Origin of the sequence: Frigoribacterium sp. PhB116 (genome assembly GCF_004364285.1) — a bacterium.
Lineage (GTDB): Bacteria > Actinomycetota > Actinomycetes > Actinomycetales > Microbacteriaceae > Frigoribacterium.
Map to the genome: position 1 here is coordinate 1068874 of NZ_SOBE01000001.1, position 25794 is coordinate 1094667.

Here is a 25794-nt window from a genome sequence, read left to right on the forward strand (position 1 = left end):
TCACCAGCGGTGACGCACCGGCCGCGACCCACCCTCGCGGCAGACCGGTCAGGATCAGGATCAGGAGACACCCGCATGTCTGCAGCCACGGCGTCCTCACGCGCCCACCGCCTCTCCGTCTCGGGCAAGGTCAGGGCGGTCCTCGCGCTCGGCACCGTGCTCGGGCTCGGCACCGTCGCGACCCTCGCGGCGTTCACCGACACCGTGACCGCGACCGGCAGCTTCAGCACGGGCACGCTCGACCTCAAGCTGAACGACCAGGACGTCACGACGGCCCTCACCGGCCTGACGATGACCGCGGCGAAGCCCGGCGACTCGACGTACGCGCTCCTCACGGTGCGCAACGGCGGCAGCCTGCCCTTCAACTACACGTACACGACGGTCGCCGGCGGCGCCGACGCGGCTGTCCTCGGCCCTGTGCTGAACTTCGGCGTCGCGAGCCTCGGCACGGGCACCTACAACGTCGGCACGCCCCCGACCTGCAGCTCCGCCACGTTCGGCACGACCCCCGCCACGGTGGTCACGCCCAGCACGACGAAGCTCAGCGCAGGCCCGGCCACGGCTGCCGCCCGGCCCCTGGCGGCCACCCAGGTCGAGTACCTCTGCGTCCGCGCCGAGGTCCCTGCCGACGCGACCAACACGGTGCAGGGCAAGACCGTGACGGCGACCATGACGGTGACCGCCACCCAGCAGTAGCTGCCCCGCAGCTCCTCCCAGCCCCCGCCTCCCAGGGCGGGCGTCCCGAGGCCCCCGCCACCCGTGGCGGACGCGGCCCGGACACGGGAACGGCGGAGTCCGGCGTCGGGTGCCCGACTCCGCCGTTCCCCTCACGATCCACCTGCCCGACGCGCGACGAGGGGAGCCACGCATGGCGTCCTCCCCCGGACGCGCGCGGCACGACCGGCCGCCGGTCGACCACGCCCGCCGCAACGCCCGGGCGCGCTTCTTCGCGCGCGAGGTCGTCCTCTGGGCCGGCGCCCTCACCGGCGTGGTCTGCCTGACGGCTGCTGCCCTCGCCGTCTTCGCGGGCGTCACCCCCCTCATCTTCCGGTCCGGCTCGATGTCCCCCGACATCCCCACGGGTGCCCTCGCGCTGGCGCGGACGGTGCCGGCGGCCGACGTGGCCGTCGGCGACGTCGTGAGCGTCCCCCGCGCGGACGGCGTCCGCGTCACCCACCGCGTGGTCGAGACGGACGACGCGGGCGGCGCCTCCCGGTCCCTCGTCCTCAAGGGCGACGCGAACCCGGTGACCGACCCGGACCCGATCGTCGTCGCGGAGGCCGACCGTGTCTTCTGGTCGACGCCCCGCCTCGGCGAGTGGGTCGACCAGGCGCTCGCCCCCGGCTGGGTGTTCGTGATCGGCACGCTCTTCGGCATGCTCGCCATGATCGGCTTCCGCCGCCCGCGCGCCGAGGACCTCGCCGCGACCGCCCACGAGCCGGCACCTGCCGACGGAGGCCGAGCCGAGGAGGTGCGTGCCCGCCACGATGACGGGCCGCGCCACGCGGCCGGCCGGCACCGCACCTCCGGCACTGCCGGCACCGCCGCCGTGTCGACCGTCGTCGCGCTCGCCCTCGCGGCCAGCCTCGCTGCGGTGCCCCCCGAGTCCACCCTCGCCGCCTTCGCCGACACGACCCGCGCGACCGGGACGGCGACCACGGGGACCCTCGTGGGCGCCTCGACGATCGGGTGCACCGGCGGCGGTCTCCTCGGGGCCCCTGTGCTGTCGTGGGACGTCCCGACGCCGCTCCCCGCGGGCGGAGTCGAGCCGCCGTCGTGGAACGTGTACCGGAACGGCGTGACGCTGCCGGTCGCCACCGTGACGGTGAAGAGCTACCAGGTGCCAGCGGAGATCCTCGGCGTCAGCGCCGCGACCTACCGCGTGCAGGGCACGGCCGGTACCGCGCCGTGGTCGTCGCCCGTCTCGGGGACTCGAACGGTCAATTTCGGCCTGCTGGGAGTCACCTGCAGCACAGCGACCTGACCGGCTGGTCCCGTCCGCACCAGGCAGGACGCAGCGCCGAAGCGCCGCAGGGGCGGCGGCGCACCGTCTCGAGGACGCGACCGGCTGGTCCCGTCCGCACCAGGCAGGACGCCGCGCCGAAGCGCCGCAGGGGCAGCGGCGCCCGTCTCGAGAAGGTGACCGGCTGGTCCCGTCCGCACCAGGCACGAGGCCGCGCCGACGCGCCGCAGGGGCGGCGGCGCGTTAAAAAGTAGAGACCCCTCACGCACCCGCCAGAGCCCGGTTGCCCTTGCTGCGTTTCCGCCCTGGGGGAGTTGGCCTGGATGGCGCCACGTGAGGAGCCTCCAGAAGTTTAGCGGCTCCTGGGTGGTCTGCGCGACACGGGGTGTTCCCTGGGTGCATGAGAATCGTCATCGCCGGAGGACACGGCAAGATCGCCCAGCTCCTCGAACGCCGACTCGCCGACGCCGGGCACGACACGGTGGGCATCGTCCGCAACCCCGACCACACGTCCGACCTCGAGGCGGCGGGTGCTCGCGCGCTCGTCCTCGACCTGGAGCAGACCGACGTCGAGACCCTCGCGGGCCACCTCGACGGTGCCGACGCCGTGGTCTTCGCTGCCGGCGGCGGGGGCGGCAGCGGCGCGGAGCGCAAGCTCACGATCGACCGCGACGGAGCGGTCCTGCTCGCCGACGCGGCGGAGAAGGCGGGCGTCGGCCGCTACGTGATGGTCTCGGCCATCGGCACGGACGACTTCGACGCCGAGAAGGCCCAGCTGCCCGCCGAGGACGACGACGCCGTCTACCAGGTGTACATGCGCGCGAAGAGCGAGGCCGACGCCGACCTGCGCGCCCGCGACGGCCTGGACTGGACCGTGGTGCGCCCCGGCGGCCTCACCGACGACCCCGGCACCGGCCAGGTCACGGTGGGCCAGACCGTCGAGCGGGGCACGGTCTCCCGCGCCGACGTGGCGGAGGTGATCGCCACCGCGATCATCGAGGGCACCGCGGTGAAGACCCAGTTCGAGCTCGTCTCGGGCGAGACTCCCGTCTCGGACGCGCTCGCCACGATCAAGTACTGAGGTCGACGCAGGGGGCTGCCCCTGCCGTCGACGAGAGAGGCCCAGGAGGCGCGACGTGCGCCTCCGGGGCCTCTGTCGTCCGGCACGCGGCCGGCCTGGCACGTCCTAGCGGAGCGCGGCGGCCTGCCGGGCGATCTCGAGCTCCTCGTTCGTGGGGACGACGAGGACGTCGACGGACGCTCCCTCGGGCGAGATCCGGCGAGCGTCGCGCGAGGCCAGCTCGTTCCGGTCGTCGTCGATCCGGATGCCGAAGAAGTCGAGCCCGGCCAGCGTGCGGCGGCGCAGCAGGGCGTTGTTCTCGCCGACGCCCGCGGTGAAGACGACCGCGTCGAGTCCGCCGAGCTGCGCGACGTAGGCGCCGACGTAGTGGCGGATGCGGTGGCGGTAGACGGCCAGCGCCGACTCGGACACGGCGTCGCCGCGCGAGGCGCTGTCCTGCACGTCGCGCATGTCGCCGCTGCCCGTCAGGCCGAGCAGGCCGCTGCCCTTGTTGAGCAGCGTCTCGAGCTCGTCGAAGTCGAGGCCCGCCTCGCGGTGCAGGTGGAAGACGGCTGCCGGGTCGATGTCGCCGGACCGCGTGCCCATCACGAGCCCCTCGAGGGGCGTCATGCCCATGCTCGTCTCGATCGAGCGGCCGCCGTCGATCGCTGCGGCGGAGGCGCCGTTGCCGAGGTGCAGGACGATGATCTTGAGCTCGGCCAGCGGACGGCCGAGGAACTCGGCGGTCTTCTCGGACACGTACTTGTGCGAGGTGCCGTGGAACCCGAACCGGCGCACGTGGTGCTTCTCGGCCAGCTCCGCGTCGATCGCGTAGGTGTACGCAGCGGGCGCCAGCGTCTGGTGGAACGCCGTGTCGAACACCGCCACGTGGGGCACGTCGGCGAACGCCTCCTTCGCGGCCCTGATGCCCTGCAGGTTCGCGGGGTTGTGCAGCGGCGCCAACGCGGAGAGGCGGTCGATCGCCTTCTCCACCTCGTCGGTGACGAGCGTGGCCCGGTCGAAGTCCACTCCCCCGTGCACGACACGGTGGCCGACGGCCGTGGGCGGGTGCTCGTCGAAGGAGGGGCCTTGTGCGGCGAAGGCGGCCATCATCGCCTCGAACCCGGCCGCGTGGTCGGCGATCGGCTGCGAGTCGTTGCTGCTCTCGGCACCCGTCAGGTGGTTGCGGTGCCGGGTCTGGCCCACCGCCTCCCCGATGCGCTCGACCAGACCCGACGCGAGCGTCGTCTCGTCGTCCAGCTCGATCAGCTGGTACTTGAACGACGACGAGCCGGAGTTGACGACGAGCACTGCGCTCACGGGGTGTTCCCTTCGGTGGTGGTGGTGGTCTCGGCGGCGGCCGCCTCGGTGCCGGCCTGGATGGCGGTGATGGCCACCGTGTTGACGATGTCGCCGACGAGCGCGCCGCGGGAGAGGTCGTTGATCGGCTTGCGGAGGCCCTGCAGGATGGGCCCGATCGCGACCGCCCCCGCACTCCGCTGCACGGCCTTGTACGTGTTGTTGCCGGTGTTCAGGTCGGGGAAGATGAACACGGTCGCGCGGCCCGCGACCTCGGAGTCGGGCATCTTGGCGGCGGCCACGACCGGGTCGGCCGCGGCGTCGTACTGGATCGGTCCCTCGACGAGCAGGTCGGGGCGGCGCTCGCGCACCAGCGCCGTCGCGGCGCGGACCTTCTCGACGTCGGCGCCCGAGCCGCTGTCGCCGGTGCTGTAGCTGAGCATGGCCACGCGGGGCTCGATGCCGAACTGCACCGCGGTCTCGGCCGACGAGATCGCGATGTCGGCGAGCTGCTCGGCGGTCGGGTCGGGGATGACGGCGCAGTCGCCGTAGACCAGCACCCGGTCGGCGAGCGCCATGAGGAACACGCTCGAGACGACGCCGACGCCCGGCACCGTCTTGATCACCTCGAACGCGGGACGGATGGTGTGGGCCGTCGTGTGCGCCGCCCCGGAGACCATGCCGTCGGCGAGGCCGAGCTTGACCATCATCGTGCCGAAGTACGAGACGTCGGTGACCGTGTCCATCGCCATGCTCGCGGAGATGCCCTTGTGCGCCCGCAGCTTCGCGTACTCGGCGGCGAACTGCACCTGCAGGCTGGCGTCGAAGGGGTCGAGCACGCGGGCGTCGGCCAGGTCGAGGCCGAGCTCGGCGCCGCGTGCGCGGATGACGCCCTCGTCGCCCAGCAGCGTCAGGTCGGCCACGCCGCGCTGCAGCAGCGTCGACGCGGCGCGCAGGATGCGGTCGTCGTCGCCCTCGGGCAGCACGATGTGCTTCTTGACGCTGCGGGCGCGCTCGAGCAGCTGGTGCTCGAACATCAGCGGCGTGACGACGCCGGAGGGGCTCACCTCGAGCAGGCGCAGCAGCTCGGCGCCGTCGACGTGCGTCTCGAAGAGCGACAGCGCGAGGTCGTACTTGCGGGGCGAGTCGGCGGCGAGGCGACCCCGGGTCTGGGTGATGGCCAGCGCGGCGTCGTAGGTGCCGAGCTCGCTGCGGGCGATCGGCAGCGTGCTGCCGAGGCCCTCGATCAGCCGGTCGACCTGGGGGGCGAGCGCGAAGCCGCCGTTGAGCACGACCGCGGCGAGCGACGGGAACGTCTCGGACGCGTGGGCGAGCACCGTCGCGACGAGCACGTCGGACCGGTCGCCGGGCACGACCACCACGGCCCCCTCGATCAGCCGCGGCAGGACGTTCTCCATCGACATGGCGGCGACGACGACCCCCTCGACCTCACGGTCGAGCAGGGCCTCGTCGCCACGCAGGAACGTCGAGCCGGTCGCCTCGAGCACGGCGCGGACGGTGGGCGCGACGAGGAGGCGGTCCTCCGGCAGCGCCCAGACGGGCACGGTGCCCGAGGGGCTCCCGGCGAGCGCCTGGCCCACGCCCTCGACGACGTCGTCGAGGTGCTCGGGGTCGACCCGGTTCGCGACGACGGCGAGCAGGCTGGCGTGCTCGTTGCGGAGCTCGGCCGTCGTGACCTCGGCCACCTGGCGCATGTCCGCGCCGGTGCGGGGAGTCGTGCCGTCGGCGGCGCTGCGGCCGCCGAGCACGAGCAGCACGGGGGCGCCGAGGTTGGCGGCCACCCGGGCGTTGAACGACAGCTCAGTGGGGCTGCCGACGTCGGTGTAGTCGGAGCCGATCACCACGACGGCGTCGCACTGCCGCTCGACGGCGGAGAACCGGCTGACGATGGCGGCCAGCGCCGCGTCGGGATCGCGGTGCACGTCGTCGTAGGTGACGCCGACGCACTCCTCGTAGTCGAGGTCGACGCTGTCGTGGGCGAGCAGCAGCTCGAGGACGTAGTCGCGCTCGCGCGTCGACCGCGCCACGGGACGGAACACCCCCACCCGGCCGACCTCGTGGCTCAGCGTGTCGAGGACGCCGAGGGCGATCGTCGACTTGCCGGTGTGGCCTTCTGCGGACGTGATGTAGATGCGGGTGGACACGTCGCCCAGCCTACGTCCGGCGGGCTCGGAGGCGCCGGGGAGCTCAGCGCGGCAGGCGCGGGCTGTCCGGGTTCAGCAGCGAGTGCCTGCGGCCGTAGCCGAAGTAGAGCACGAGGCCGACGACCAGCCAGATGCCGAAGCGCAGCCAGGTCTCCCAGTGCAACTGCGAGATGAGGAACCCGCTCGCCAGCACCCCGAAGGCCGGGACGAAGGGCATGAACGGGAGGCGGAACGTGCGCGGCTCGTCGGGCTTGCGGTAGCGGAACACGATGACCGCGACGCAGACCACCACGAACGCAGCGAGGATGCCGATGTTCGTCAGGTCGGCGACGGCGCGGATGGGGAACACCCCGGCGAGCAGCGCGGAGGCGATGCCCGCGATCCACGTGACGCGCTGCGGGACGCCCTTGCGATCGGTCCGCGCGAACCAGCCGGGCAGCAGGCCGTCGCGGCTCATCGAGAACCAGACCCGCGTGACGCCGAGCAGGAACGTCAGCATGACGGTGAGGATCGAGATGACGGCGAACACCGAGATGATCGTGGCCACCACCGGCAGGCCGACGCTGCTGAACGCCGAGGCGAAGCCGGCGGCCGGGTCGATCTCGCGGTAGTCCTGCATGCCGGTGAGCACCAGGGTGGCGGCGACGTAGAGGATCATCGCGATGATCAACGACAGGATGATCGCCTTCGGCATGTGCTTCTTGCCGTCGACGCTCTCCTCCGCCGCGGTGCTCATCGCGTCGTAGCCGAAGACGGCGAAGAAGACGGTGGCGGCCCCGGTGAAGACCGGCCCGAAGCCGTTGGGCACGAAGGGCGAGAAGTTCTCGGCGCTCAGGTGGAACAGGCCGATGCCGATGATGAACAGCACCAGCAGCACCTTGATGCCGACGGCGACGATCTCGAAGCGGCCGAACGCCTTCGATCCCCGGCTCAGGATGAAGGTCACGACCAGGCAGACGACGATCGCGGGCAGGTTGACCACGCCGCCCTGCCCCGCGTCGGGCGTCGAGGCGATCGCGTCGGGGAGGTGCAGCCCGAGCCCCGAGAGGAACGCGTCGAAGTAGCCCGAGATGCCGATCGCGACGACGGCCACGATGGCCACGTACTCGAGCAGCAGGTCCCAGCCGATGAACCAGCCGATGATCTCGCCGAGGGCGACGTAGCCGTAGGTGTAGGCGGAGCCGGCCCGCGGGATCATGCCCGCGAACTCGGCGTACGAGAGCGCCGCCGCGGCACTCGCGAGACCGGCGATCAAGAAGGAGAACAGGACGGCCGGCCCGACGCCCGGGTTCGCGTCGTCGCCGTGGGCGACGAGCCCCGCCAGCGAGAAGATGCCGACGCCGATGATGCCGCCGACGCCGATGGCCGTCAGCTGCCACAGGCCGAGGCTCTTGAAGAGGCCGGTGCCCCCGGTCTCGTCCTCGATCTGCTGCACGGGCTTCTTGCGCAGCACCGAGCGGGATCCGTCACGTCGTGTGGTCACGAGCGCCTCCTGTGCGCACGCCGTCGTGCGCGGTCTGGCCGAGGGGCGCGGGTGCGCCGTGGCGATATGTTACCCCCGCGACAGCTCTCGGTGGGTCCCGGTCATCCGGTCACCGCGGCTCGACGGCTCAGGAGTAGTCGTGCTGCGCGACTCCGAGGGAGCGGTACACCGCGTTGCCCTCGGTCGAGGCGTCGGGGTCGAGCTCCCAGTTGACGTCGTCGCCGCCGTCGGCCGCGGGCCGGACGAGGCTCTTCTGCGGCTGGCCGCCGATCGACTCGAGCTGCTCGGTGCGGGCCTCCTGGCCGTCGTCGCCGAGGAAGGACGCGGTGTAGGTGTCGTCAGTCATGACCAGAACCTACGCGGGCGCCCTCGGGTCTGACCGGCGCCTCCGACGGTTCCCAGGGTCGGGCGGCTCGCACGTCGGTGTCCTCGCCGGGGTCGGCCCCTCCTATGATCGTGCCGTGATCATCCGCGCTGCCGCCGAATCCGACCTGCCGGGGGTCCTCGAGATCCACGCCGACGCCGTCGCCCGCTCGACCGCCATCTGGACCGACGTGGAGCCCGACCTGCAGGGGCGCCGCGACTGGCTCGCCGCCCACAGCCGCCCGGGCACGGCCGCCGTCGTCGCCGTCGAGGGCGACCTCGTCGTCGGGTACGCGAGCTTCGGCCCGTTCCACGCCAAGGACGGCTACCGCCACACGGTCGAGAACAGCGTCTACGTGCGCGAGGGGCACCAGGGGGCCGGCATCGGCCGCAGCCTGCTGGAGGCGCTGGTCGCCGGGGCCGCGGAGGCCGGCCACCACGTCATGGTCGCCCTCGTCGAGGCCGGCAACGAGGGCTCGGTGCGCCTGCACCGGTCGCTCGGCTTCGAGGACGCGGGGCTGCTGCGCGAGGTCGGCGTCAAGTTCGGCCGCTGGCTCGACCTTCGGTACATGACGCTGATGCTCGACGGCACCGCCGCCTCCTAGGCCCGCCGCCCGGTGTCGCCCGCAAGGAGAACGAGAAAGACCCTCCCGAAGGGGAGGGCCTTTCTCGTGTCGCCCGCAGGGCGAACCAGAGGAGGACGAGCGATGGCCCTCCCGAAGGGGAGGGCCATCGCGACGCGGAGGATAGGGGATTCGAACCCCTGAGGGCTTGCACCCAACACGCTTTCCAAGCGTGCGCCATAGGCCACTAGGCGAATCCTCCAGGGCGAGCGACAGCATCACTGGCGCACGACCTCGTCCATGGTAGCGGACGGCGCGAGGTGCTGCGGACGCACCTGCGGCGGGCGGCGGGCACGCGGCGCGCGGCCGGCCCGACGTAGCATCGTCGGATGGACTCCCCCGCCTCCGCCCAAGTCGACAGCTGGCTGTGGGCGGTCCGTGTCTACAAGACGCGCTCGGCGGCGACGACGGGCTGCCGCGCCGGGCACGTCCGGGTGAACGGCGAGCGGGTCAAGGCGTCGCAGTCGGTCCGGCCCGGCGACGAGGTCCGGGTCCGCGTGGCCGGGTTCGACCGGATCCTCGTGGTCCGCACGTGCCTCGTGAAGCGGGTCGGCGCCTCCGTCGCCGCCGAGGCGATGACCGACCTGACACCGCCTCCTCCCCCGCGCGAGGAGACTGCCGTGGTGGCGGTCCGGGACAGGGGGGCCGGTCGACCGACGAAGCGCGAACGGCGCGACCTCGAGAAGCTCCGCGACCGCTGACGCGGCTGTCGGGCACACACCGGCCACCGACGCCGGGAGGACGCCGCGCCGGGCTTTCGCGGACCGGACAGAGCGGTCCGGCCCGGGGGACGCCTCCCTTATGATCGGTGCCACGGCAGGCCGTCGGGAGACGGCCGTCCTCTCTGAGGGGGGAGGCAGCCGAGGGCCGAGGGGGCTGACATGGTGACTGGCGTCGCGCGCGACGACTTCGAGGTGATCGCCGTGCCCCGGCGCACGATCGCCCGGACCGCCGTACTGACCGCCGTCTTCAGCCTCGTGCCCGTGCTCGCGGCCCTGCTGTGGCTGACCTGGCCGACCGGTCGCTGGCCGGCCGTGCTGTGGGTCGCCGATGTCGCCGTCGTCGTGGGGCTCCTCATGTACTGGCGCTTCCGGGTCTCGCACGCCGGCGTCAGCTCGACCGAGTTCTTCAAGCGCGGCTGGCTCCCCGGCAGCGTACGGCTCCCCCGAGACGCCGTCGCGACCGTCCTCGTCGCGCGCACCTACCGCGGCGCCTCGACCGAGACCGTGCCGCAGCTCATCGCCCTCGGCCACGACGGCGAGGTGCTCTTCCGCATGCGGGGCGGCTACTGGCCCGACGAGGCGATCACCGCCGTCACCGATGCGCTCGGCAGTGCCGTGACGACCGTCTCGCGGCCGATGTCGGGGCCTGAGTTCTACCGCACCTGGCCCGAGAGCCGGTCGTGGTACGAGGGCCGACGGTGGCTCAGCACCACGCTGGTCGTGCTGGCCTTCGCCGTCACGACGGGCCTGCTGGCCCTCTTCTGGCAGGCCTTCACGGGCTGAGCCCTCCCGAGTCGCGCGGAGCACCCCGGGCGAGCCCGAGACCGTGGGCCCCGGGCCCCGCCGGGCTCAGCGCCGGCGCAGCGTCCCGAAGATCCCCTTGACGACCTCGCGCACGATCGTCTTGCCGGCGCTCGAGCCGAGCACGTCGCCGAGCACGCCGCCCGCGCCGCTGCCGCCCACACGCCCGCGCCCCGACGACGAACCAGAGGAGGAGCGGGTCGAGCCGCCCGCCCGACGCGCCCTCGTCGACGCGGCGGCCCGCTCGGCCTTCTCGAACTCTCGCTGCTGTCGCTCGTACTCGGCCTGGGCGGCCTTCCGCTCCTTCTCGGCCGCCTTCAGGGCCGCGGCGTCGTGCTTCTCCCGGGCCGCCGCCTCCTTCGCCTCGAGCACGAGGGCCTCGTCGCGCGCGGTCGCCTCGTCGAGCTCGCGACGGCGCAGCGCGGCGGCCTCGAGCTTGCGGGCCAGCATCTCGCGCGCGGAGTCGCGGTCGACCGGAGTGCCGTAGACCGGCCAGAGCGGCGAGGCAGCCACCTGGGCGGCCATCTCGTCGGCGGGCAGGGGCGACATCGAGCCCTGGGGCGCCCGGACCCGCGTCCACGCGACCGGGCTGGGCGCGCCCTTCTCGTTCATCACGGTGACGACCGCCTCCCCCGTGCCCAGGCTGGTCAGCACGGCCCCGAGGTCGTAGTCGCTCGTGGGGTAGGTCGAGACGGTCGCCCGCAGCGCCTTGGCGTCGTCGGGCGTGAAGGCCCGCAGCTGGTGCTGGATCCGTGAGCCGAGCTGGGCGAGCACGTCGCCGGGCACGTCCTTCGGGGTCTGCGTGACGAAGACGATGCCGACGCCCTTCGACCGGATCAGCCGCACGGTGCGCGTCACCTGGTCGAGGAACGCGTCCGAGGCGCCCGCGAAGAGCAGGTGGGCCTCGTCGAAGAAGAACACGAGCTTAGGTCGGTCGAGGTCGCCCACCTCGGGGAGGTCGTTGTACAGGTCGGCCAAGAGCCACATCAGGAACGTCGAGAACAACGCCGGCCGGTCGTGGACGCCGGGCAGCTCGAGCAGGCTGACGATGCCGCGACCGTCGGCCGCGGTGCGGAGGAACACGGCCGTGTCGATCTCGGGCTCGCCGAAGAACGCGTCGGCGCCCTGGTCGGCGAAGGTGATCAGCTCGCGCAGCACCACCCCGACGGTCGCCTTGCTGAGCCCGCCGAGCTCGGCGAGCTCGGCCTTGCCGTCGTCGCTCGTCAGGTAGGTGAGCACGCTGCGGAGGTCGGCGAGGTCGAGCAGCGGCAGCCCCGCCTGCTCGGCGTAGTGGAAGACGAGGCCGAGGCTCGACTCCTGCGTGTCGTTCAGGCCGAGCACCTTGCTGAGCAGGATCGGCCCGAAGCCGCTCACCGTCGCCCGCACCGGGACGCCAGGGCCGCCGTCGCCGAGCGAGAAGAACTCGGCCGGCGCCGCCAGGGGCGTCCAGTCCTGGCCGATGCCGCGGGTGCGCGCGAGCAGCTTCTCGCTCGACTCGCCCGGGGCGGCGAGGCCGGAGAGGTCGCCCTTCACGTCGGCCGCGAAGACGGGCACGCCCGCCGCGGACAGCTGCTCGGCGAGCACCTGCAGCGTCTTCGTCTTGCCCGTGCCCGTCGCGCCCGCGATCAGGCCGTGCCGGTTCAGCATCCCGAGCGGGATCCGCACGGGGACGTCGGCGAGCGCGTCGCCGTTGACGAGCGAGCCGATCTCGAGGGCCGGGCCCTCGGGGGCGTAGCCGGCGCGCACCGCGTCGACGGCACCGGACGAGAGCGGACCCGAGGAGGCGGTCGTCGCCTCGGCAGGACCGGCGGCGGCGACCGGGTCGGACGCGCCTGCGTCCTGCGCTGCCGCCGCTCCCGCTGCCGCCCGTGCGTCCCGCTCGGCGTCGCCCGCCTCCTGCGCCGCCGCCTCGGCCTCGGCCGCGAGCTGCTCGGCCCGCGCCAACGCCGACTCCGCGTCGCGCTTCGCCTGCTCGGCGGCGGCGACCGCCGCCGCGGCCTCCGCCCTGGCCTGGTCGAGGGGGTCGGTCATGGGGTCAGCCTAGGCACCCGTGCCGACGCGCGTCTGCCACGCCCAGCCGCGGCCCCGGACCCGCTCCTGCTCGTCGAGCAGCCGGTGGGCGACCGGGGCCCAGAGGACGACCGCGACGCCGGCGCCGATCAGCAGCCCGCCGATCGTGTCGGTCAGCCAGTGCGCCCCGAGGTAGGTGCGGCTGAGCAGCATCAGCACGGTCCAGACGACGCCGGCCGCCCAGACCCAGACGCGGCGGAGCACGACCCCGAGCACGACGGCGAGGGTCGCCGCGTTGGCGGTGTGGCCCGACGGGAACGAGCCGTAGTCGCTCACCACGAGGATCTCGGTCGGCCGCGCCCGCCCGAAGGTGTGCTTGATCACCTGGACGACGCCGGCGCTCAGGGCGCACGCGCAGATCCAGTAGAGAGCCGCCCACGGGCGCCGCCGCAACAGGAAGACCACGGCGACGCCGATCGGCACGACGAAGACGCCGATCAGCCCTGCCCCGACCGTGTCGAAGAGGAGGGCCGGGGCGATCCAGAAGTCGCTGCGGTGCTCGACGAGCTCGTTCATGACCCGTTCGTCGATGCCGAGCCGCCCCGCCCTCGCCGTCACGACCACGCCGATCAGCAGCACGACCCCGATCGCGCCGAGCGCGCTGAAGACCCACCACCGGCGCTGCACGCGACGCGCGACGGTCGCCTCCCGCGGGGTGGCCGACTTCGGGGCGAGGGGGGAGGTGTCCATCCGCCGACAGTACCGACGGAGGTGCGGCGCGGCCCGCCCGGGCCGGCCGGCGCCTCCTGGGGGCTGCTCCGCGCCTCCGCGGCCCGCCCTAGTGGGCGAGCGCCGGGACGCTGCGCGGCCGGACCAGCAGCCACAGGCTGAGGATCGCCACCGCCGAGGTGACCATCATCACGCTGCCCATCGGCACGGCGGTGTCGATCCCCAGGAACCCGACGACCGGCGAGATGATTCCGGCGAGGCCGAAGTTGAGGGCCCCGAGCAGGGACGCCGCCGTGCCGGCCTCCGCGCCGTGGTTCGCGAGGCCGAGCACCTGCACCTGCGGGAACGTGAAGCCGCACGCCGCGATGAAGAACCACAGCGGCACGAGGATGCCGAGCAGCCCCACGTGCAGCGAGTCGAGCAGCACGATCAGGCCGGCGCTGACGATCAGCACGGTCGTCGACCCCGCGAGGATGTAGGCCGGGGGCACCCGACGGGCGAGTCGCGAGCTGACCTGGACGCCGACGACGATGCCGAGCGAGTTGACCGCGAAGAGGTAGCCGTACTGCTGGGCGTCGAGGCCGTAGACGTCCTGGAAGAGGAAGGACGAGGCCGACAGGTACGTGAAGAGGCCGGAGAAGACCATGGCGCCGATCAGCGCGACGCCGACGAAGACGCGGTCGCTGAAGAGCGCCTTGTAGCGCTGCCGGAGGGTCGTGTGGCCGGCGCCGTGTCGGTCCGACTCGGGCAGGGTCTCGACGATCAGGAAGATCGCCGCGAGCAGGATGAGCACGCCGTAGGCGACGAGGAACCAGAAGATGCCGCGCCAGTCGGTGAACCGGAGCAGCTGCGAGCCGACGACCGGGGCGAGCACGGGCGCGAGGCCGGTGACGAGCGCGAGGCGGGACAGCATGCGCACCAGCGGCAGGCCGCCGAACAGGTCGCGCACGGTGGCCATGGCGACGACGCCGCCGGCGGCGGCGCCCATGCCCTGCAGGACGCGGAAGACCGCGAGCCACGTGATGTCGGGCGCGGCGGCGGCACCGATGCTGGCGCCGATGTGGACGGCGGTGGCCACGATGAGGGGCAGTCGGCGGCCGACCTTGTCGCTCCAGGGCCCGACGAGCAGCTGCCCGACACCGAAGCCGATCGTCGTCGCCGTGAGGGTGAGCTGCACGAGGCCCGCGGTGACGCGCAGGTCGTCCTCGAGCGAGGGGAACGCCGGCAGGTAGAGGTCGATCGTGAGCGGGCCGAGCGCGGTCAGCGCGCCCAGGACGATCACGTAGACGAGCCTCTGGCGGCGGGTCAGGGCGTCACCGGGGTGGACGACGATGCTCACGGGGGTGTCCTCACGACAGGGCCGGCCAGGCGCACTCGAATCGGTTCGATCCGACACCGTGCGACCTGGACGTGGTGGTGGGTGGGAGGGGTGACGCTGCGCACGGACGACGGGCGTGGTCGACATCGATCGTAGCCCCGCCTCGGCCCCGCCGACAGTGCCTCAGTCTCGGCCTCAGTCTCGGCCTCCGCCGCACGACGGAGTCCGACTTCGCGACACAGCGTCGCCGAGGCCGACGGCTGTCGAGCACCACTAGGATCGGCTCAGCCGGGGCCCCCGCCGCGGCCACGGCACGACATCCAGGAGGCCTCCATGGTCGACGCCCGCATCGTCCAGACGACCAAGGCGCTGCACGGCGCCATCGTCGAGCTCGCGTCGAAGCAGCCCGTGTCGACCATCACGGTGGCCGACGTCACGCGCGCCGCGGGGATCAACCGTGCGACGTTCTACAGCCACGCGACGTCGCCGGGCGGCCTTCTGACCGACGTGATCACGCCGGAGCTCGACCAGATCCGCCTCGACGACCAGGCCGCCCGCGCGGCCTCGACCGGTGCCGACGGCGCGGAGTTCACCAGCCGGGCCATCGAGCGCGTCGTCGACCACGTCGTCCGCTACCGCGACATGTACCGGCTCGCGCTGCCGGACGCGCTGGACGCGTCGATCCACCAGGCGCTCGCCGGCCACTTCGAGACCTCGTCCCTGCAGCACATCGAGCGGCTGCCCGAGGGCTCGCTGCCCGAGGGGCTGTCGGTCCACATCGCCGCCGGCTGGTTCGCCCACGCCCTCGTCGGGGCCATCGAGGCCTGGCTGCGGGGCAAGCGCACCAGCCGCAAGGCGCTGCTCGACACCATGGCCGCCATGACGCCGTCCTGGTGGCAGTGACCGCCACCTCCTCGCGCCCCTAGGCCGGGTGCGCGTCGGCCGGGTCGGCCGGGTCGAGCTCGACCCTCGCGGGGCCGAGCCGCAAGACGCCGTCTGTCAGCGGCTCGCAGCGCATCCCGCCCAGCCCCCGCATGACCCGGAACGCCCCGGGAGCGAGCACGTGGTCCATCCAGGCGCACGGGTTCGCCGGCCTGTTCACGCGCAGCAGGACCGGGCCGTCGCCCGTGTCGAGGCTGATGGTGCGTCCGCGCAGGGCGTCGACGTCGAGGCCGCGCGTGACGACGTTGCGCCGGGTCGCGACCACGTCGAGCGGCTCGTCGAGGCCGAGGAGGCGCGCGACCGTCTCGAGGGACTCGGCCGCGAACAGCGTCACCGACGCGCCCCGGTGCGCGGGCTTCGCGAAGTAGCGGTCGCCGACGATCCCGAGGCCGGCGCGGAGCTCGATGCTGTCGTGAACCTCGGGCCCGGCCGGAGGCGGCTCGGGCCCGTCGGCGGGGCGGCCGACGTAGCGGGAGCGGGGCGACGCGAGCAACAGCTCGATCGTGACCGGGTGCGGGCTCGCGACCGTCGCCTCCTCGTCCCCTGCCGTCACGGCACCACCGTAGTGGTCGGGAACGGCGAGAGCCGACCGCCCCGGTGCAGGGCGATCGGCTCTCGTGGTGGTGCGGGTGGTGCGGGGTGGTGCTACTTCGTCAGCGGACCCAGGGTGGGGTCGTTGGCGTACGCCTCAGCGGCGTTCTCCTTGGTGACGATCTGCGGGGGCAGCAGGAACGCGGGCACGATCTTCGAGCCGTTGTCGTACGACTCGTCGTCGTTCGTCTCGGCCTTGTCGCCCTCGGACAGCGAGGTCACCATGTCGATGGCCTGCGCGACCAGGTTGCGGGTGTCCTTGTTGATCGTGGAGTACTGCACGCCCTCCATGATCGACTTGACCGACTCGACCTCGGAGTCCTGACCGGTGACGACCGGGACGTCCTTGCCGGCGGACTGCACCGACGTGATGATGGCGCGGGCCAGCGTGTCGTTGGGGCTCAGGACGCCGTCGAGCTCGGACGAGCTGTAGGTGCTGGTGAGCAGCGAGTCCATGCGGCGCTGGGCGTTCTCGGCCTTCCAGCCGTCGGTCGCGGTCTGCTTGATGTCGGTCTGGCCGGAGGCGACGACGACGGAGCCGTCGTCGATGGCCGGCTGCAGGACGCTCATCGCGCCGTCGAAGAAGACTGCCGAGTTGGCGTCGTCGGACGAGCCGGAGAAGAGCTCGATGTTGTACGGGCCCTCGGCCTTCTTGGCCTTCATGCCGTCGAGCAGGGCCTGGCCCTGGAGCTCGCCGACCTTGAAGTTGTCGTAGGCGACGTAGTAGTCGACGTCCTCGGTGTTGAGGATGAGGCGGTCGTAGGCGATGACGACGGCGCCGGCGTCGTGCGCGGCCTTGACCTGGGTGCCGAGCTGAGCACCGTCGGCCGCGCCGATGATGATCACCTTCGCGCCCTTGGTCACCATCGACTGGATCTCTTCCTGCTGGTTCGCGACGGTGCCGGAGGCGGCCGCGTACTGCACGTCGGGCTTGAAGCCCGCCTCGGTGAGGCCGTCGGTGAACAGGTCGCCGGCGAGGACCCAGTTCTCGCTGGTCTTCGCGGGCAGGGCCACGCCGATGGTCGAGCCCTGCTCGAAGCCGGAGGCCGCGTCGCCCGAGCCGGCGTCGGTGCGAGCCGAGTTCGAGCAGCCGCTCAGGATCAGCGTCGTTGCTGCGGCGACCGCCATGGTCGCCAGCGCGATTTTGCGCATGCTGTGTCTACTTTCTTGTAGGGGGGTTGCAGGTGTGGGAACTGGTGCTCCCGGGGAATGCGAGCCCGGCCGTCGGTGGACGGGCACGCGGCGGTGCGGGTCTAGTTGGGCGTGGTCGACTTGGGTCGCTGCACGTCGGTCAGGTCGCCGTTCGGCTGGACCGCGCCGGCGGGGGCATCGGTCGTCGAGCCGACGCCGGACTGGCGGCCGGCGGTCGAGGTCTCGATCGACGCGGCAGGTGCGGCGATGCCGTCCTTGTCGCGACGGAGGCCGCGTGTCAGGAAGCCCGTGATGGACGGTCGGCCCTGGCTCTTGTTGTAGACGTCGACGGCCACGGCGATCAGCAGCACGAGGCCCTTGATCATCTGCACCTTGTCCGAGCCGACGCCCATGAGCTGCAGGCCGTTGTTCAGCACGGCGATGACGAAACCACCGACGATCGAGCCGGTCACGGTGCCGATGCCGCCGGCGACGGCCGCGCCGCCGATGAAGACCGACGCGATGGCGTCGAGCTCCCAGTTCAGGCCGTCCTGGGGACCGGAGGCCCCGGCCCGGGCGACGTAGATCATGCCGGCGAGGGCGGCGAGCACGGACATGTTCATCATCACGAAGAAGTTGATGCGCTTCGCGTTGACGCCCGAGAGCTCGGCGGCGTGCGAGTTGCCACCGACCGCGTAGATGTGCCGGCCGAAGATCGTGTTCTGCGTGATGAACCCGTAGACCAGCACGAGCACGCCGAGGATGATGCCCGACACGGGGAACGAGGTGCCGACCCGGCCGCCGCCGAAGAGCGTGGCGGCGTACAGGATGATCGCGACGAGCACGGCGAGCTTGACGAAGCTGACCCACAGCGGGGCCATCTCGCTGCCCATGGTGCGCTGCACCCGACGGAGGCGGAACTCGCGCCAGACGACGACGGCGGCGAGGACCAGGCCGAGCAGCAGGGTCGCGTTGTTGTAGCCGGTGTTCGGCCCGAACTCGGGCAGGTAGCCGGCGCCGATGACCGTGTAGGCCTCGGGAACGGGCAGCGTGGTCGCGTTGCCGACGAACTGGTTGGCGCCGCGGAAGAGCAGCATGCCCGCCAGCGTGACGATGAAGGCGGGGACGCCGACGTAGGCGACCCAGAAGCCCTGCCAGGCACCGATCGCCGCGCCGACGACGAGGCCGAAGACGATGGCGACGGGCCACGGGAAGTTCCAGGTGGTCATGGACGTCGCCACCATGATGCCGACGAACGCCGCGACCGAGCCGACCGAGAGGTCGATGTGGCCGGCGACGATGACCATCACCATGCCGATGGCGAGGATCAGGATGTACGAGTACTGGCTGACCAGGGCGATGAGGTTCGTCGGCTCGAGGGTGAGCCCGCCCGTCAGGAACTGGAAGATGACGATGGCCACCACGAGGGTCGCGATCATGCCGAACTGACGGGCGTTCGACGTGTTGCCGCCGAAGACCTTCTTCAGGTCCTTGATTCCGCTCATGCGGCCTGCTCCTTCTTCTTCGACGTCATGGTGCGCATGAGCGTCTCGGCGTCGGCGTCCGCCGCGTCGATCTCGTTGGTGACGGTGCCCTCGAAGATCGTGTAGATCCGGTCGGAGAGCCCCAGCAGCTCGGGGAGCTCGGACGAGATGACGATCACGCCTTTCCCCTGGGCTGCGAGCTGGTTGATGATGTTGTAGATCTCGAACTTCGCGCCCACGTCGATGCCGCGGGTCGGCTCGTCCAGGATGAGCAGGTCGGGGTCGGTGAACATCCACTTCGCCAGCACGACCTTCTGCTGGTTGCCGCCGGAGAGCTTCGCGACCCCCTCGTCGACGGTGGGCGTCTTGACGCGGAGGCTCTTGCGGTACTCCTCGGCGATCGAGTGCTCCTCGTAGGTGTTCACGACGGAGGCGCGCGAGATCTTGCTGAGCTTGGCCGCCACGGTCGAGCGCTTGATGTCGTCGAGCAGGTTGAGGCCGAGCACCTTCCTGTCCTCGGAGACGTAGGCGAGCCCGTGGTCGATCGCGTCGCGGACGTTCTTGATCTCGATGCGCTCGCCGTCCTTGACGATCTCGCCGGAGACGAACTGTCCGTACGATCGGCCGAAGATGCTCATGGCCAGCTCGGTGCGGCCGGCGCCCATGAGCCCGGCGAGGCCGACGATCTCGCCCTTGCGGACGGTGATCGACGAGCCCTTGCAGACGAAGCGCTCGGCGGTCTGCGGGTGACGGACCCACCAGTCCTTGACCTCGAAGAACACCTCGCCGATCGAGGGGGTGCGGTCCGGGAAGCGGCTCGCGAGGTTGCGCCCGACCATGCCGCGGATGATGCGGTCCTCGTTGACGCCGTCGGCCTGGACGTCGAGGGTCTCGATCGTCTTGCCGTCGCGGATGATCGTGATCGAGTCGGCGATGGCCTCGATCTCGTTGAGCTTGTGGCTGATCATGATCGACGCGATGCCGCGGCCCTTGAGGCCGCGGATGAGGTCGAGCAGGTGCTGCGAGTCGGCCTCGTTGAGGGCCGCGGTGGGCTCGTCGAGGATGAGCAGCTTGACGTTCTTGTTCAGCGCCTTGGCGATCTCGACGAGCTGCTGCTTGCCGACGCCGAGGTTCTTGATCGCCGTGTCGGGGTCGTCCTTCAGGCCGACGCGCGCGAGCAGGTCGACGGCGCGGGTCTTCGCGGCAGGCCAGTCGATGGCGCCGAAGCGGGTCGGCTCGTTGCCGAGGAAGATGTTCTCGGTGATCGACAGCTCGGGGATCAGCGCGAGCTCCTGGTGGATGATCACGATGCCGGACGACTCGCTGGACTTGATGTCGCGGAACTTCATCACGTCGCCCTGGTAGACGATGTCGCCGGCGTAGGTGCCGAAGGGGTAGACCCCCGAGAGGACCTTCATCAGCGTCGACTTGCCGGCGCCGTTCTCGCCGCAGATCGCGTGGACCTCGCCGGCGCGCACCTGCATCGACACGTCGTCGAGCGCCTTGACGCCCGGGAACTCCTTCGTGATGGAGCGCATCTCGAGGATGACGGGAGAGTCAACGGCCACGGCCGGCACCCCCGCGGCTCCCGCTCATCGTGATCTGTGCTGCGCGCACGCTGACCTCCATGTATCGACTTCGTCGTCGTCACCGTCGGCCAGGGCCGGCGGGAACCATCGTCTTCTCTCGTCGCCCCGGTCCAGGCCCTTCGGGAAGGCCTGTGAGACTCGGGATGTGACCGTTCACACCGCGACTGGAGCAAAGCTAATCCCGGCGGGGGTCCCTGTCAAATGCCTCCGTCCACCGCGTGTCGCCGGGCCCTCGGGAGGATGCCCGGCCGCCGCCCGGCACGAGCACGGGGCCACCCCCTAGAGGAACCACGGACGATCGGTCGAGCCCCGGATCACGAGCTCGGGCGCGATCAGGGTGCGCCCCTCGACGGGCTTGCCGTCGAGCTCGGCGACGACGAGCTCGACGGCGCGCCGACCGATCAGCGCGAAGTCCTGGCGCACGGTCGTGAGCGGGGGCCAGAGGTGGGGTGCGGTCGGCGAGTCGTCGAACCCGACGACGCTGACCTCGCGCGGCACGTCGACACCGGCCTCGCGGAACGCGTGCAGCAGCCCGACCGCCATGAGGTCGTTCGCCGAGAAGACGGCGGTGAAGTCTCGTCGCCTCAGCAGCTCGCGGCCGGCGAGGTAGCCGAAGTCGGCCGTCAGGTCGCCGAGGATCGGCGGCTCGACCGAGAGGTCGGCCTCGGCCATCTCGTAGAGGAAGCCCTGCATCCGCTCGTCGGCCTCGATCCAGTCCTGCGGGCCTGCGACGTGGACGATGTGCTTGTGGCCGAGGTCGATCAGGTGCCGCGTCGCCAGGCGGGCACCGGCGTGCTGGTCGACGGCGAGGCTGTGCGCGTTGGTGCGCGGCGACGAGTCGAGCGCGACGATCGGCACCCTCAGCTCGAGCTCGTCGAGCACGGCGAAGAACTTGCGCTGGGGCGCGATGACGATGATCGCCTCCACCGCCTGGTTGCTCAGCAGGTCGACGCTCGCCCGCACGTCGTCGTCGGCGCGCGACGTGCTGGCGATGCTGAGCCGGTACCCGGCCGCCCTCGCCTCGACCTCGATGGCGTTGACCATGGTCTGCGGCCCGAAGTGGACGTTCTGCAGGGTGAGGACGCCGATCGCCTTCGACCGGCTCGTCGACAGCGCCCGGGCGGCCTGGTTCGGGCGGTAGCCGATCTGGTCGATGACGTCGAGCACGCGCTGCCGCGTCGCGGGGCGGATGCTCGGGCTGTCGTTGAGGACCCGCGACACCGTCTGGTACGAGACGCCCGCGAGGGCCGCGACGTCGCGGATGTTCGGCGCGCGCACCTTCTCGACCTCGTGCTTCACGTCGCTCCATCGCTGATCGGCGATGTGACCGTACACATCGCGCGCTGCAGACCATTATGCAGACTTCGACGGGCACCCCTCGACCGAGGGGCGAGGAGCCGCGCTCAACGACCGCGCGGCGCCCCGCGACCGCTCACCAGCAGCGCGGTGAGCGCCACGACCGCGGCGACGGCGAAGCACGCGACGAAGGCGGCGGGCTCGTCGGCACCGCCGAGCTGGAGGAACGCGGCCCCGGTCACGGCGAGCGCGATCGCCGAGCCCGACGAGTCGGCGATCGTCAGGGCCGAGCTGTTGAAGCCCTTCTCGTCGTCGCGCGACCAGCGCAGCACGAGGACGGAGAAGCGCGGGTACATGAAGCCCATCCCCGCGCCGGCGAGGGCCCAGCCGGTGATGACGACGGCCGGGTGCAGGTGCCCCAGGGCCGACGCACCGGCGGAGAGGACGCCCACGAGCACCAGCACGATGCCGATGCGGATGCCGGTCCGCTGGGCGACCCGGTCGCCGAGCCGCCCCTGCGCCCAGCTCGCGGCGGCCCAGGCGACGGCGCCCAGCGTCAGGGTGATGCCGGAGGCGGCAGGCGCGAAGCCGTACTGCGCCGACAGCATGTACGGCAGGTAGACGTCGCTGCCGAGGAAGGCCGCGCCCACGAGACCGCGCAGCAGCACGAGGGCCGGCACGCCCGCGGCCGCGACGAGGGCGCCACGGGGCAGTAGGGGCCTGAGCGCCACGACGAGCACCACGACGGAGGCGGCGAGCACGGCCGCAGCGGCCGCGAGCGGCAGCTCGGAGAGGAGGTTCAGGGCCATGACGGCGAGGGCTGCGGCGACCGACCACGCGATGCGCCCGATGCTCCACGGCACGCGGTCGCCGTCGACGCCCGGCAGCGTCGGCGGGACGCGCCGGAGGCTCGGGAGGATCATCGCGAAGGCGGGCAGGGCGATGACGACCGCGCCGAGGAACACCCAGTGCCAGCTGGCCAGCTCGGCGACGGTGCCGGCGACCACGGGGCCGACGAGGCCGGGCACCACCCAGGCCGCCGCGAACCCGGCGAAGATCGACGGGTGCAGCGCCGGCGGGTACAGCTTCGACACCATGACGTACAGGCCGACGATGACGGCGCCGCTGCCGAGCCCCTGCACGAGACGGCCGAGCAGCAGCACGACCATGTCGGGCGCGGTCCCGACGATGGCGAGGCCGACCGCGAAGAGGACCATGGAGGCGGTGACCACGACCCGGGGACCGCTGCGGTCGGCCCAGTTGCCGGCCACCACCATGCCGACGACCCCCGATGCGAGCGGGGCGGCGAAGGCGACCGAGTAGAGCGCCTCGCCGTCGAGGTCGCGCGCGATGATCGGCATCACCGTCGTGATCGCCAGCGACTCGAACGCCGCGATGCCGATCAGCGCCACCATGCCGAGCGTGGCCAGCCGGTACGCCGACGAGAGCACGCCGCCCGCGGGCAGGGTGCTCTCGGGGGCGGTCGTCATGCTCTCACCCTAGGTGCCGCCTCCGACGCCGGGTCCTGCCGGGAGGCGCCCCGCCGGGAGGCGCCTCTCGGGATCAGGCCTGCGCGCGGTCGAGCGCCTGACGAACGTCGGCGAGCAGGTCGGCGACGTCCTCGATGCCGACCGACAGGCGGACGACGGTGTCGGGCACCTCGAGCTCGGTGCCGCGCACGGACGCGTGCGTCATCTCGGTCGGGTAGCCGATCAGCGACTCGACGCCGCCGAGCGACTCCGCCAGCTGGAAGATCTCGGTCGACTCGGCGAAGCGGCGGGCCGTGGCGGCCCCCGCCGTCAACGAGACGGAGAGCATCCCGCCGAAGGCGCTCATCTGGCGGGCGGCCAGCTCGTGCCCCGGGTGCGACTCGAGGCCCGGGTAGAAGACGCGCTCGATCGCGGGGTGCCCCTCGAGCTCCCGCGCGATCGCGAGGGCGTTCGACGAGTGCCGCTCGACGCGCACCGCGAGCGTCTTGATGCCGCGCACCGTCAGCCAGGCCTCCATCGGGGCCGAGACGGCGCCCGCGCCGAACTGCACGAAGCCGATCTTCTCTGCGAGCTCGTCGTCGCGCACGACGACGGCGCCGCCGACGACGTCGGAGTGCCCGCCGATGTACTTCGTCGTCGAGTGCACGACGACGTCGGCCCCGAGGGCCAGCGGCTGCTGCAGGGCCGGCGACGCGAAGGTGTTGTCGACCACGACGAGCGCGCCCGCGGCGTGCCCGATCTCGGCGAGCGCCGTGACGTCGCTGACCTTCATCAGCGGGTTGCTCGGGGTCTCGACCCAGAGCACGTCGGTCTCGCCGGGGCGCACCGCGGCCCGGACGGCGTCGAGGTCGGTCATCTCGACGGTCTCGAGGGTGACGCCCCACGGCGTCCAGACCCGGTTCACCAGCCGGTGCGTGCCGCCGTAGACGTCGTTGCCCATCACGACCCGCGAGCCGGGGCGGAGGACGGACCGCAGCAGCGCGTCCTCGGCCGCGAGGCCGGAGGCGAAGCTGAAGGCCGCGGTGCCGCCCTCGAGCGAGGCCAGCAGCTCCTGCAGCGAGTCCCGGGTGGGGTTCGCCGACCGGGCGTACTCGTAGCCGTCGCGGAAGCCGCCGATGCCGTCCTGCACGAAGGTGGACGACTGGTAGATCGGCGGCACGACGGCGCCCGTGCGCGAGTCGGGCTCCTGGCCGGCGTGGATGGCCCTGGTCGAGAAGCCGTGGTCGGAGGTGCTCATGGAGGTGCCCTTCAGTGTCTGGGGGATCTGGCGGGAGGAGTCCGGCCCGAGGATCCCTGCGAGAGGAGCCAGGCGCGGCCGGAGGGCCGTCAGGAAGAGAGGAAGGCCAGGACGTCGTGCCGCGTGACGACCCCGGCGGGCTTGCCGTCGTCGGTGACGAGCAGCGCGTCGGTGGTCTCGAGCGCGGCGCGCGCGCTCTCGACCGACTCGTTGACGCCGATCAGGGGCAGCGGGGCGCCGACCACGGTCGACAGGGCGTCGCCCATGCTCGCTCCCCCGGCGAAGACCGCCTCGAGCAGCGTCTTCTCCTCGACCGCGCCGACGACCTCGCCGATCACGACGGGAGGCTCGGCCGAGAGCACCGGCATCTGCGAGACGCCGTAGGTCGTCATGATGCCGATCACGTCGTGCAGGGTGTCGGACGGGTGGGCGTGCACCAGGGCGGGCAGCGAGCCGGTCTTGGAGGCGAGCAGGTCGCGCACCGTGCGCCCGTCGACGCTGTCGGAGAAGCCGTACGAGCGCATCCAGGCGTCGTTGAAGATCTTGCCGAGGTAGCCGCGTCCGCCGTCGGGCAGCAGCACCACGACGACGTCGTCCGGACCGAGGTCGCGGGCCACGTCGAGCGCGGCGGCGACGGCGAGGCCGGACGACCCGCCGACCAGCAGGCCCTCCTCGCGGGCGAGACGGCGGGTCAGCTCGAACGACCGGGCGTCGGACGCCGCGATGATGCGGTCGACGACGGTGGGGTCGTAGGCGGAGGGCCAGAAGTCCTCGCCGACGCCCTCGACGAGGTAGGGGCGGCCGGTGCCGCCGCTGTAGACGCTGCCCTCGGGGTCGGCGCCGATGATCTGGACCGATCCTCCGGACACCTCCTTCAGGTAGCGGCCCGTCCCGCTGATCGTGCCGCCGGTGCCGACGCCGGCCACGAAGTGGGTCACCTGGCCCTCGGTGTCGCGCCAGATCTCCGGACCGGTCGTCTCGTAGTGGCTCTGCGGGCCGGCGGGGTTCGCGTACTGGTTCGGCTTGAAGGCGCCGGGGATCTCGCGGACGAGCCGGTCGCTCACGCTGTAGTACGACTCGGGGCTGGACGGCTCGACGGCGGTCGGGGTGACGACGATCTCGGCGCCGTAGGCCTTGAGCACGTTCCGCTTGTCGTCGCCGACCTTGTCGGGCAGCACGAAGACGCAGCGGTAGCCGCGCTGCTGGGCGACGAGCGCGAGGCCCACGCCGGTGTTGCCGCTCGTCGGCTCGACGATGGTGCCGCCGGGCAGGAGGAGTCCGTCACGCTCTGCCGCGTCGATGATGCGAGTCGCGATCCGGTCTTTCGACGAGCCGCCGGGGTTGAGGTACTCGACCTTGACGAGCACCGTGGCCGTGATGCCCTCGGTGACCTTGTTGAGCTTCACCAGGGGGGTGTCGCCCACCAGGTCGAGGACGGTCTCGGCGTACTTCACGGGTGCTCCTTCACGGTCGGGATCGCTCCCTCGCGGTTGCTCCG

At 72.0% G+C, this 25794-nt stretch carries 22 protein-coding genes, 1 tRNA gene and 1 other RNA gene; 7 read left to right on the plus strand and 17 right to left on the minus strand.

What is annotated here, in order from left to right:
* Positions 1 to 75 precede the first annotated feature (75 nt).
* Both EDF20_RS04810 and EDF20_RS04815 read left to right on the plus strand, forming a co-directional pair.
* Positions 76 to 696 (plus strand): TasA family protein, encoded by a 621-nt coding sequence (locus tag EDF20_RS04810; protein ID WP_123546661.1) that lies wholly within the window; start codon positions 76 to 78, stop codon positions 694 to 696.
* Between the two features lie 172 nt (positions 697 to 868).
* Positions 869 to 1984, plus strand: coding sequence for a signal peptidase I (locus tag EDF20_RS04815; protein WP_123546662.1), 1116 nt, complete (start codon positions 869 to 871; stop codon positions 1982 to 1984).
* A gap of 228 nt (positions 1985 to 2212) precedes the next feature.
* Here EDF20_RS04815 and ffs read toward each other — a convergent pair.
* Positions 2213 to 2309: signal recognition particle sRNA small type (ffs, locus tag EDF20_RS04820), an RNA gene on the minus strand.
* A gap of 54 nt (positions 2310 to 2363) precedes the next feature.
* Between ffs and EDF20_RS04825 the strand changes: the two genes are divergently transcribed.
* Entirely contained in the window at positions 2364 to 3044 is a 681-nt protein-coding gene (locus EDF20_RS04825) for an SDR family oxidoreductase (protein ID WP_133737856.1), read from the plus strand.
* A gap of 105 nt (positions 3045 to 3149) precedes the next feature.
* On the opposite strand, the gene EDF20_RS04830 is transcribed toward EDF20_RS04825, so the two are convergent.
* The 4 genes from EDF20_RS04830 to EDF20_RS04845 all read right to left on the minus strand — a co-directional run bounded on the left by EDF20_RS04830 (position 3150) and on the right by EDF20_RS04845 (position 8316).
* On the minus strand, positions 3150 to 4343 hold the full coding sequence (locus EDF20_RS04830) for an acetate kinase (RefSeq protein ID WP_133737857.1): 1194 nt from the start codon (positions 4341 to 4343) through the stop codon (positions 3150 to 3152).
* Positions 4340 to 6487 carry a phosphate acetyltransferase gene (gene pta / locus EDF20_RS04835; RefSeq protein ID WP_133737858.1) on the minus strand — a complete coding sequence of 716 codons (2148 nt, stop codon included), beginning with the start codon at positions 6485 to 6487 and terminating at the stop codon, positions 4340 to 4342. The genes EDF20_RS04830 and pta overlap by 4 nt, the downstream gene beginning before the upstream one ends.
* A 43-nt stretch (positions 6488 to 6530) precedes the next feature.
* Positions 6531 to 7970 carry an amino acid permease gene (locus tag EDF20_RS04840; RefSeq protein WP_123546666.1) on the minus strand — a complete coding sequence of 480 codons (1440 nt, stop codon included), beginning with the start codon at positions 7968 to 7970 and terminating at the stop codon, positions 6531 to 6533.
* 127 nt (positions 7971 to 8097) lie between these two features.
* Positions 8098 to 8316: a hypothetical protein gene (locus EDF20_RS04845; protein ID WP_133737859.1), complete on the minus strand. Its 219-nt coding sequence runs from the start codon at positions 8314 to 8316 to the stop codon at positions 8098 to 8100.
* Positions 8317 to 8431: 115 nt separating this feature from the next.
* On the opposite strand from EDF20_RS04845, the gene EDF20_RS04850 reads away from it, so the two are divergent.
* Positions 8432 to 8938 carry a GNAT family N-acetyltransferase gene (locus tag EDF20_RS04850; RefSeq protein ID WP_123546668.1) on the plus strand — a complete coding sequence of 169 codons (507 nt, stop codon included), beginning with the start codon at positions 8432 to 8434 and terminating at the stop codon, positions 8936 to 8938.
* Positions 8939 to 9073: 135 nt separating this feature from the next.
* On the opposite strand, the gene EDF20_RS04855 is transcribed toward EDF20_RS04850, so the two are convergent.
* Positions 9074 to 9158 (minus strand) — tRNA-Ser (locus EDF20_RS04855).
* Positions 9159 to 9285: 127 nt separating this feature from the next.
* On the opposite strand from EDF20_RS04855, the gene EDF20_RS04860 reads away from it, so the two are divergent.
* The gene (locus EDF20_RS04860) at positions 9286 to 9657 is read left to right on the plus strand and encodes a S4 domain-containing protein (RefSeq protein ID WP_133737860.1); all 372 of its coding nucleotides are present in this window, start codon (positions 9286 to 9288) and stop codon (positions 9655 to 9657) included.
* A gap of 180 nt (positions 9658 to 9837) precedes the next feature.
* The gene (locus tag EDF20_RS04865) at positions 9838 to 10461 is read left to right on the plus strand and encodes a hypothetical protein (RefSeq protein ID WP_133737861.1); all 624 of its coding nucleotides are present in this window, start codon (positions 9838 to 9840) and stop codon (positions 10459 to 10461) included.
* Between the two features lie 66 nt (positions 10462 to 10527).
* On the opposite strand, the gene EDF20_RS04870 is transcribed toward EDF20_RS04865, so the two are convergent.
* The 3 genes from EDF20_RS04870 to EDF20_RS04880 all read right to left on the minus strand — a co-directional run bounded on the left by EDF20_RS04870 (position 10528) and on the right by EDF20_RS04880 (position 14557).
* Positions 10528 to 12510 (minus strand): helicase HerA-like domain-containing protein, encoded by a 1983-nt coding sequence (locus EDF20_RS04870; protein WP_133737862.1) that lies wholly within the window; start codon positions 12508 to 12510, stop codon positions 10528 to 10530.
* Positions 12511 to 12519: 9 nt separating this feature from the next.
* Positions 12520 to 13239, minus strand: coding sequence for a phosphatase PAP2 family protein (locus tag EDF20_RS04875; RefSeq protein WP_123546672.1), 720 nt, complete (start codon positions 13237 to 13239; stop codon positions 12520 to 12522).
* An 88-nt stretch (positions 13240 to 13327) separates the two neighbouring features.
* Positions 13328 to 14557 (minus strand): multidrug effflux MFS transporter, encoded by a 1230-nt coding sequence (locus EDF20_RS04880; RefSeq protein ID WP_123546673.1) that lies wholly within the window; start codon positions 14555 to 14557, stop codon positions 13328 to 13330.
* A 312-nt stretch (positions 14558 to 14869) separates the two neighbouring features.
* On the opposite strand from EDF20_RS04880, the gene EDF20_RS04885 reads away from it, so the two are divergent.
* Positions 14870 to 15439, plus strand: coding sequence for a TetR/AcrR family transcriptional regulator (locus tag EDF20_RS04885; protein ID WP_123546674.1), 570 nt, complete (start codon positions 14870 to 14872; stop codon positions 15437 to 15439).
* A gap of 19 nt (positions 15440 to 15458) precedes the next feature.
* On the opposite strand, the gene EDF20_RS04890 is transcribed toward EDF20_RS04885, so the two are convergent.
* The 8 genes from EDF20_RS04890 to EDF20_RS04925 all read right to left on the minus strand — a co-directional run bounded on the left by EDF20_RS04890 (position 15459) and on the right by EDF20_RS04925 (position 25750).
* On the minus strand, positions 15459 to 16031 hold the full coding sequence (locus EDF20_RS04890; RefSeq protein ID WP_199732324.1) for an MOSC domain-containing protein: 573 nt from the start codon (positions 16029 to 16031) through the stop codon (positions 15459 to 15461).
* Positions 16032 to 16123: 92 nt separating this feature from the next.
* A complete protein-coding gene (locus EDF20_RS04895; RefSeq protein ID WP_123546675.1) occupies positions 16124 to 17221 on the minus strand; it encodes a sugar-binding protein in 1098 nt (365 codons plus the stop codon).
* Between the two features lie 101 nt (positions 17222 to 17322).
* Positions 17323 to 18696 (minus strand): multiple monosaccharide ABC transporter permease, encoded by a 1374-nt coding sequence (mmsB, locus tag EDF20_RS04900; protein WP_199732383.1) that lies wholly within the window; start codon positions 18694 to 18696, stop codon positions 17323 to 17325.
* A gap of 5 nt (positions 18697 to 18701) precedes the next feature.
* Positions 18702 to 20222, minus strand: a complete 1521-nt coding sequence (gene mmsA, locus EDF20_RS04905; RefSeq protein ID WP_123547296.1) for a multiple monosaccharide ABC transporter ATP-binding protein — start codon at positions 20220 to 20222, stop codon at positions 18702 to 18704.
* 330 nt (positions 20223 to 20552) lie between these two features.
* Positions 20553 to 21572: a LacI family DNA-binding transcriptional regulator gene (locus EDF20_RS04910; RefSeq protein WP_123547297.1), complete on the minus strand. Its 1020-nt coding sequence runs from the start codon at positions 21570 to 21572 to the stop codon at positions 20553 to 20555.
* A 104-nt stretch (positions 21573 to 21676) separates the two neighbouring features.
* The gene (locus tag EDF20_RS04915; protein ID WP_133737863.1) at positions 21677 to 23059 is read right to left on the minus strand and encodes an MFS transporter; all 1383 of its coding nucleotides are present in this window, start codon (positions 23057 to 23059) and stop codon (positions 21677 to 21679) included.
* A gap of 73 nt (positions 23060 to 23132) precedes the next feature.
* Positions 23133 to 24296 (minus strand): cystathionine gamma-synthase, encoded by a 1164-nt coding sequence (locus tag EDF20_RS04920; RefSeq protein ID WP_133737864.1) that lies wholly within the window; start codon positions 24294 to 24296, stop codon positions 23133 to 23135.
* Between the two features lie 89 nt (positions 24297 to 24385).
* Positions 24386 to 25750 (minus strand): cystathionine beta-synthase, encoded by a 1365-nt coding sequence (locus tag EDF20_RS04925; RefSeq protein WP_123546679.1) that lies wholly within the window; start codon positions 25748 to 25750, stop codon positions 24386 to 24388.
* Between the last annotated feature and the right edge of the window lie 44 nt (positions 25751 to 25794).

Bases quoted from the DNA above. Each gene is read 5' to 3' on its own strand.
- EDF20_RS04810 (WP_123546661.1), top strand. From the start codon at position 76: ATGTCTGCAGCCACGGCGTCCTCACGCGCCCACCGCCTCTCCGTCTCG.
- EDF20_RS04815 (WP_123546662.1), top strand. From the start codon at position 869: ATGGCGTCCTCCCCCGGACGCGCGCGGCACGACCGGCCGCCGGTCGAC.
- EDF20_RS04825 (WP_133737856.1), top strand. From the start codon at position 2,364: ATGAGAATCGTCATCGCCGGAGGACACGGCAAGATCGCCCAGCTCCTC.
- EDF20_RS04845 (WP_133737859.1), bottom strand. From the start codon at position 8,316: ATGACTGACGACACCTACACCGCGTCCTTCCTCGGCGACGACGGCCAG.
- EDF20_RS04860 (WP_133737860.1), top strand. From the start codon at position 9,286: ATGGACTCCCCCGCCTCCGCCCAAGTCGACAGCTGGCTGTGGGCGGTC.
- EDF20_RS04865 (WP_133737861.1), top strand. From the start codon at position 9,838: ATGGTGACTGGCGTCGCGCGCGACGACTTCGAGGTGATCGCCGTGCCC.
- EDF20_RS04870 (WP_133737862.1), bottom strand. From the start codon at position 12,510: ATGACCGACCCCCTCGACCAGGCCAGGGCGGAGGCCGCGGCGGCGGTC.
- EDF20_RS04875 (WP_123546672.1), bottom strand. From the start codon at position 13,239: ATGGACACCTCCCCCCTCGCCCCGAAGTCGGCCACCCCGCGGGAGGCG.
- EDF20_RS04885 (WP_123546674.1), top strand. From the start codon at position 14,870: ATGGTCGACGCCCGCATCGTCCAGACGACCAAGGCGCTGCACGGCGCC.
- EDF20_RS04895 (WP_123546675.1), bottom strand. From the start codon at position 17,221: ATGCGCAAAATCGCGCTGGCGACCATGGCGGTCGCCGCAGCAACGACG.
- mmsA (WP_123547296.1), bottom strand. From the start codon at position 20,222: ATGCGCTCCATCACGAAGGAGTTCCCGGGCGTCAAGGCGCTCGACGAC.
- EDF20_RS04915 (WP_133737863.1), bottom strand. From the start codon at position 23,059: ATGACGACCGCCCCCGAGAGCACCCTGCCCGCGGGCGGCGTGCTCTCG.
- EDF20_RS04920 (WP_133737864.1), bottom strand. From the start codon at position 24,296: ATGAGCACCTCCGACCACGGCTTCTCGACCAGGGCCATCCACGCCGGC.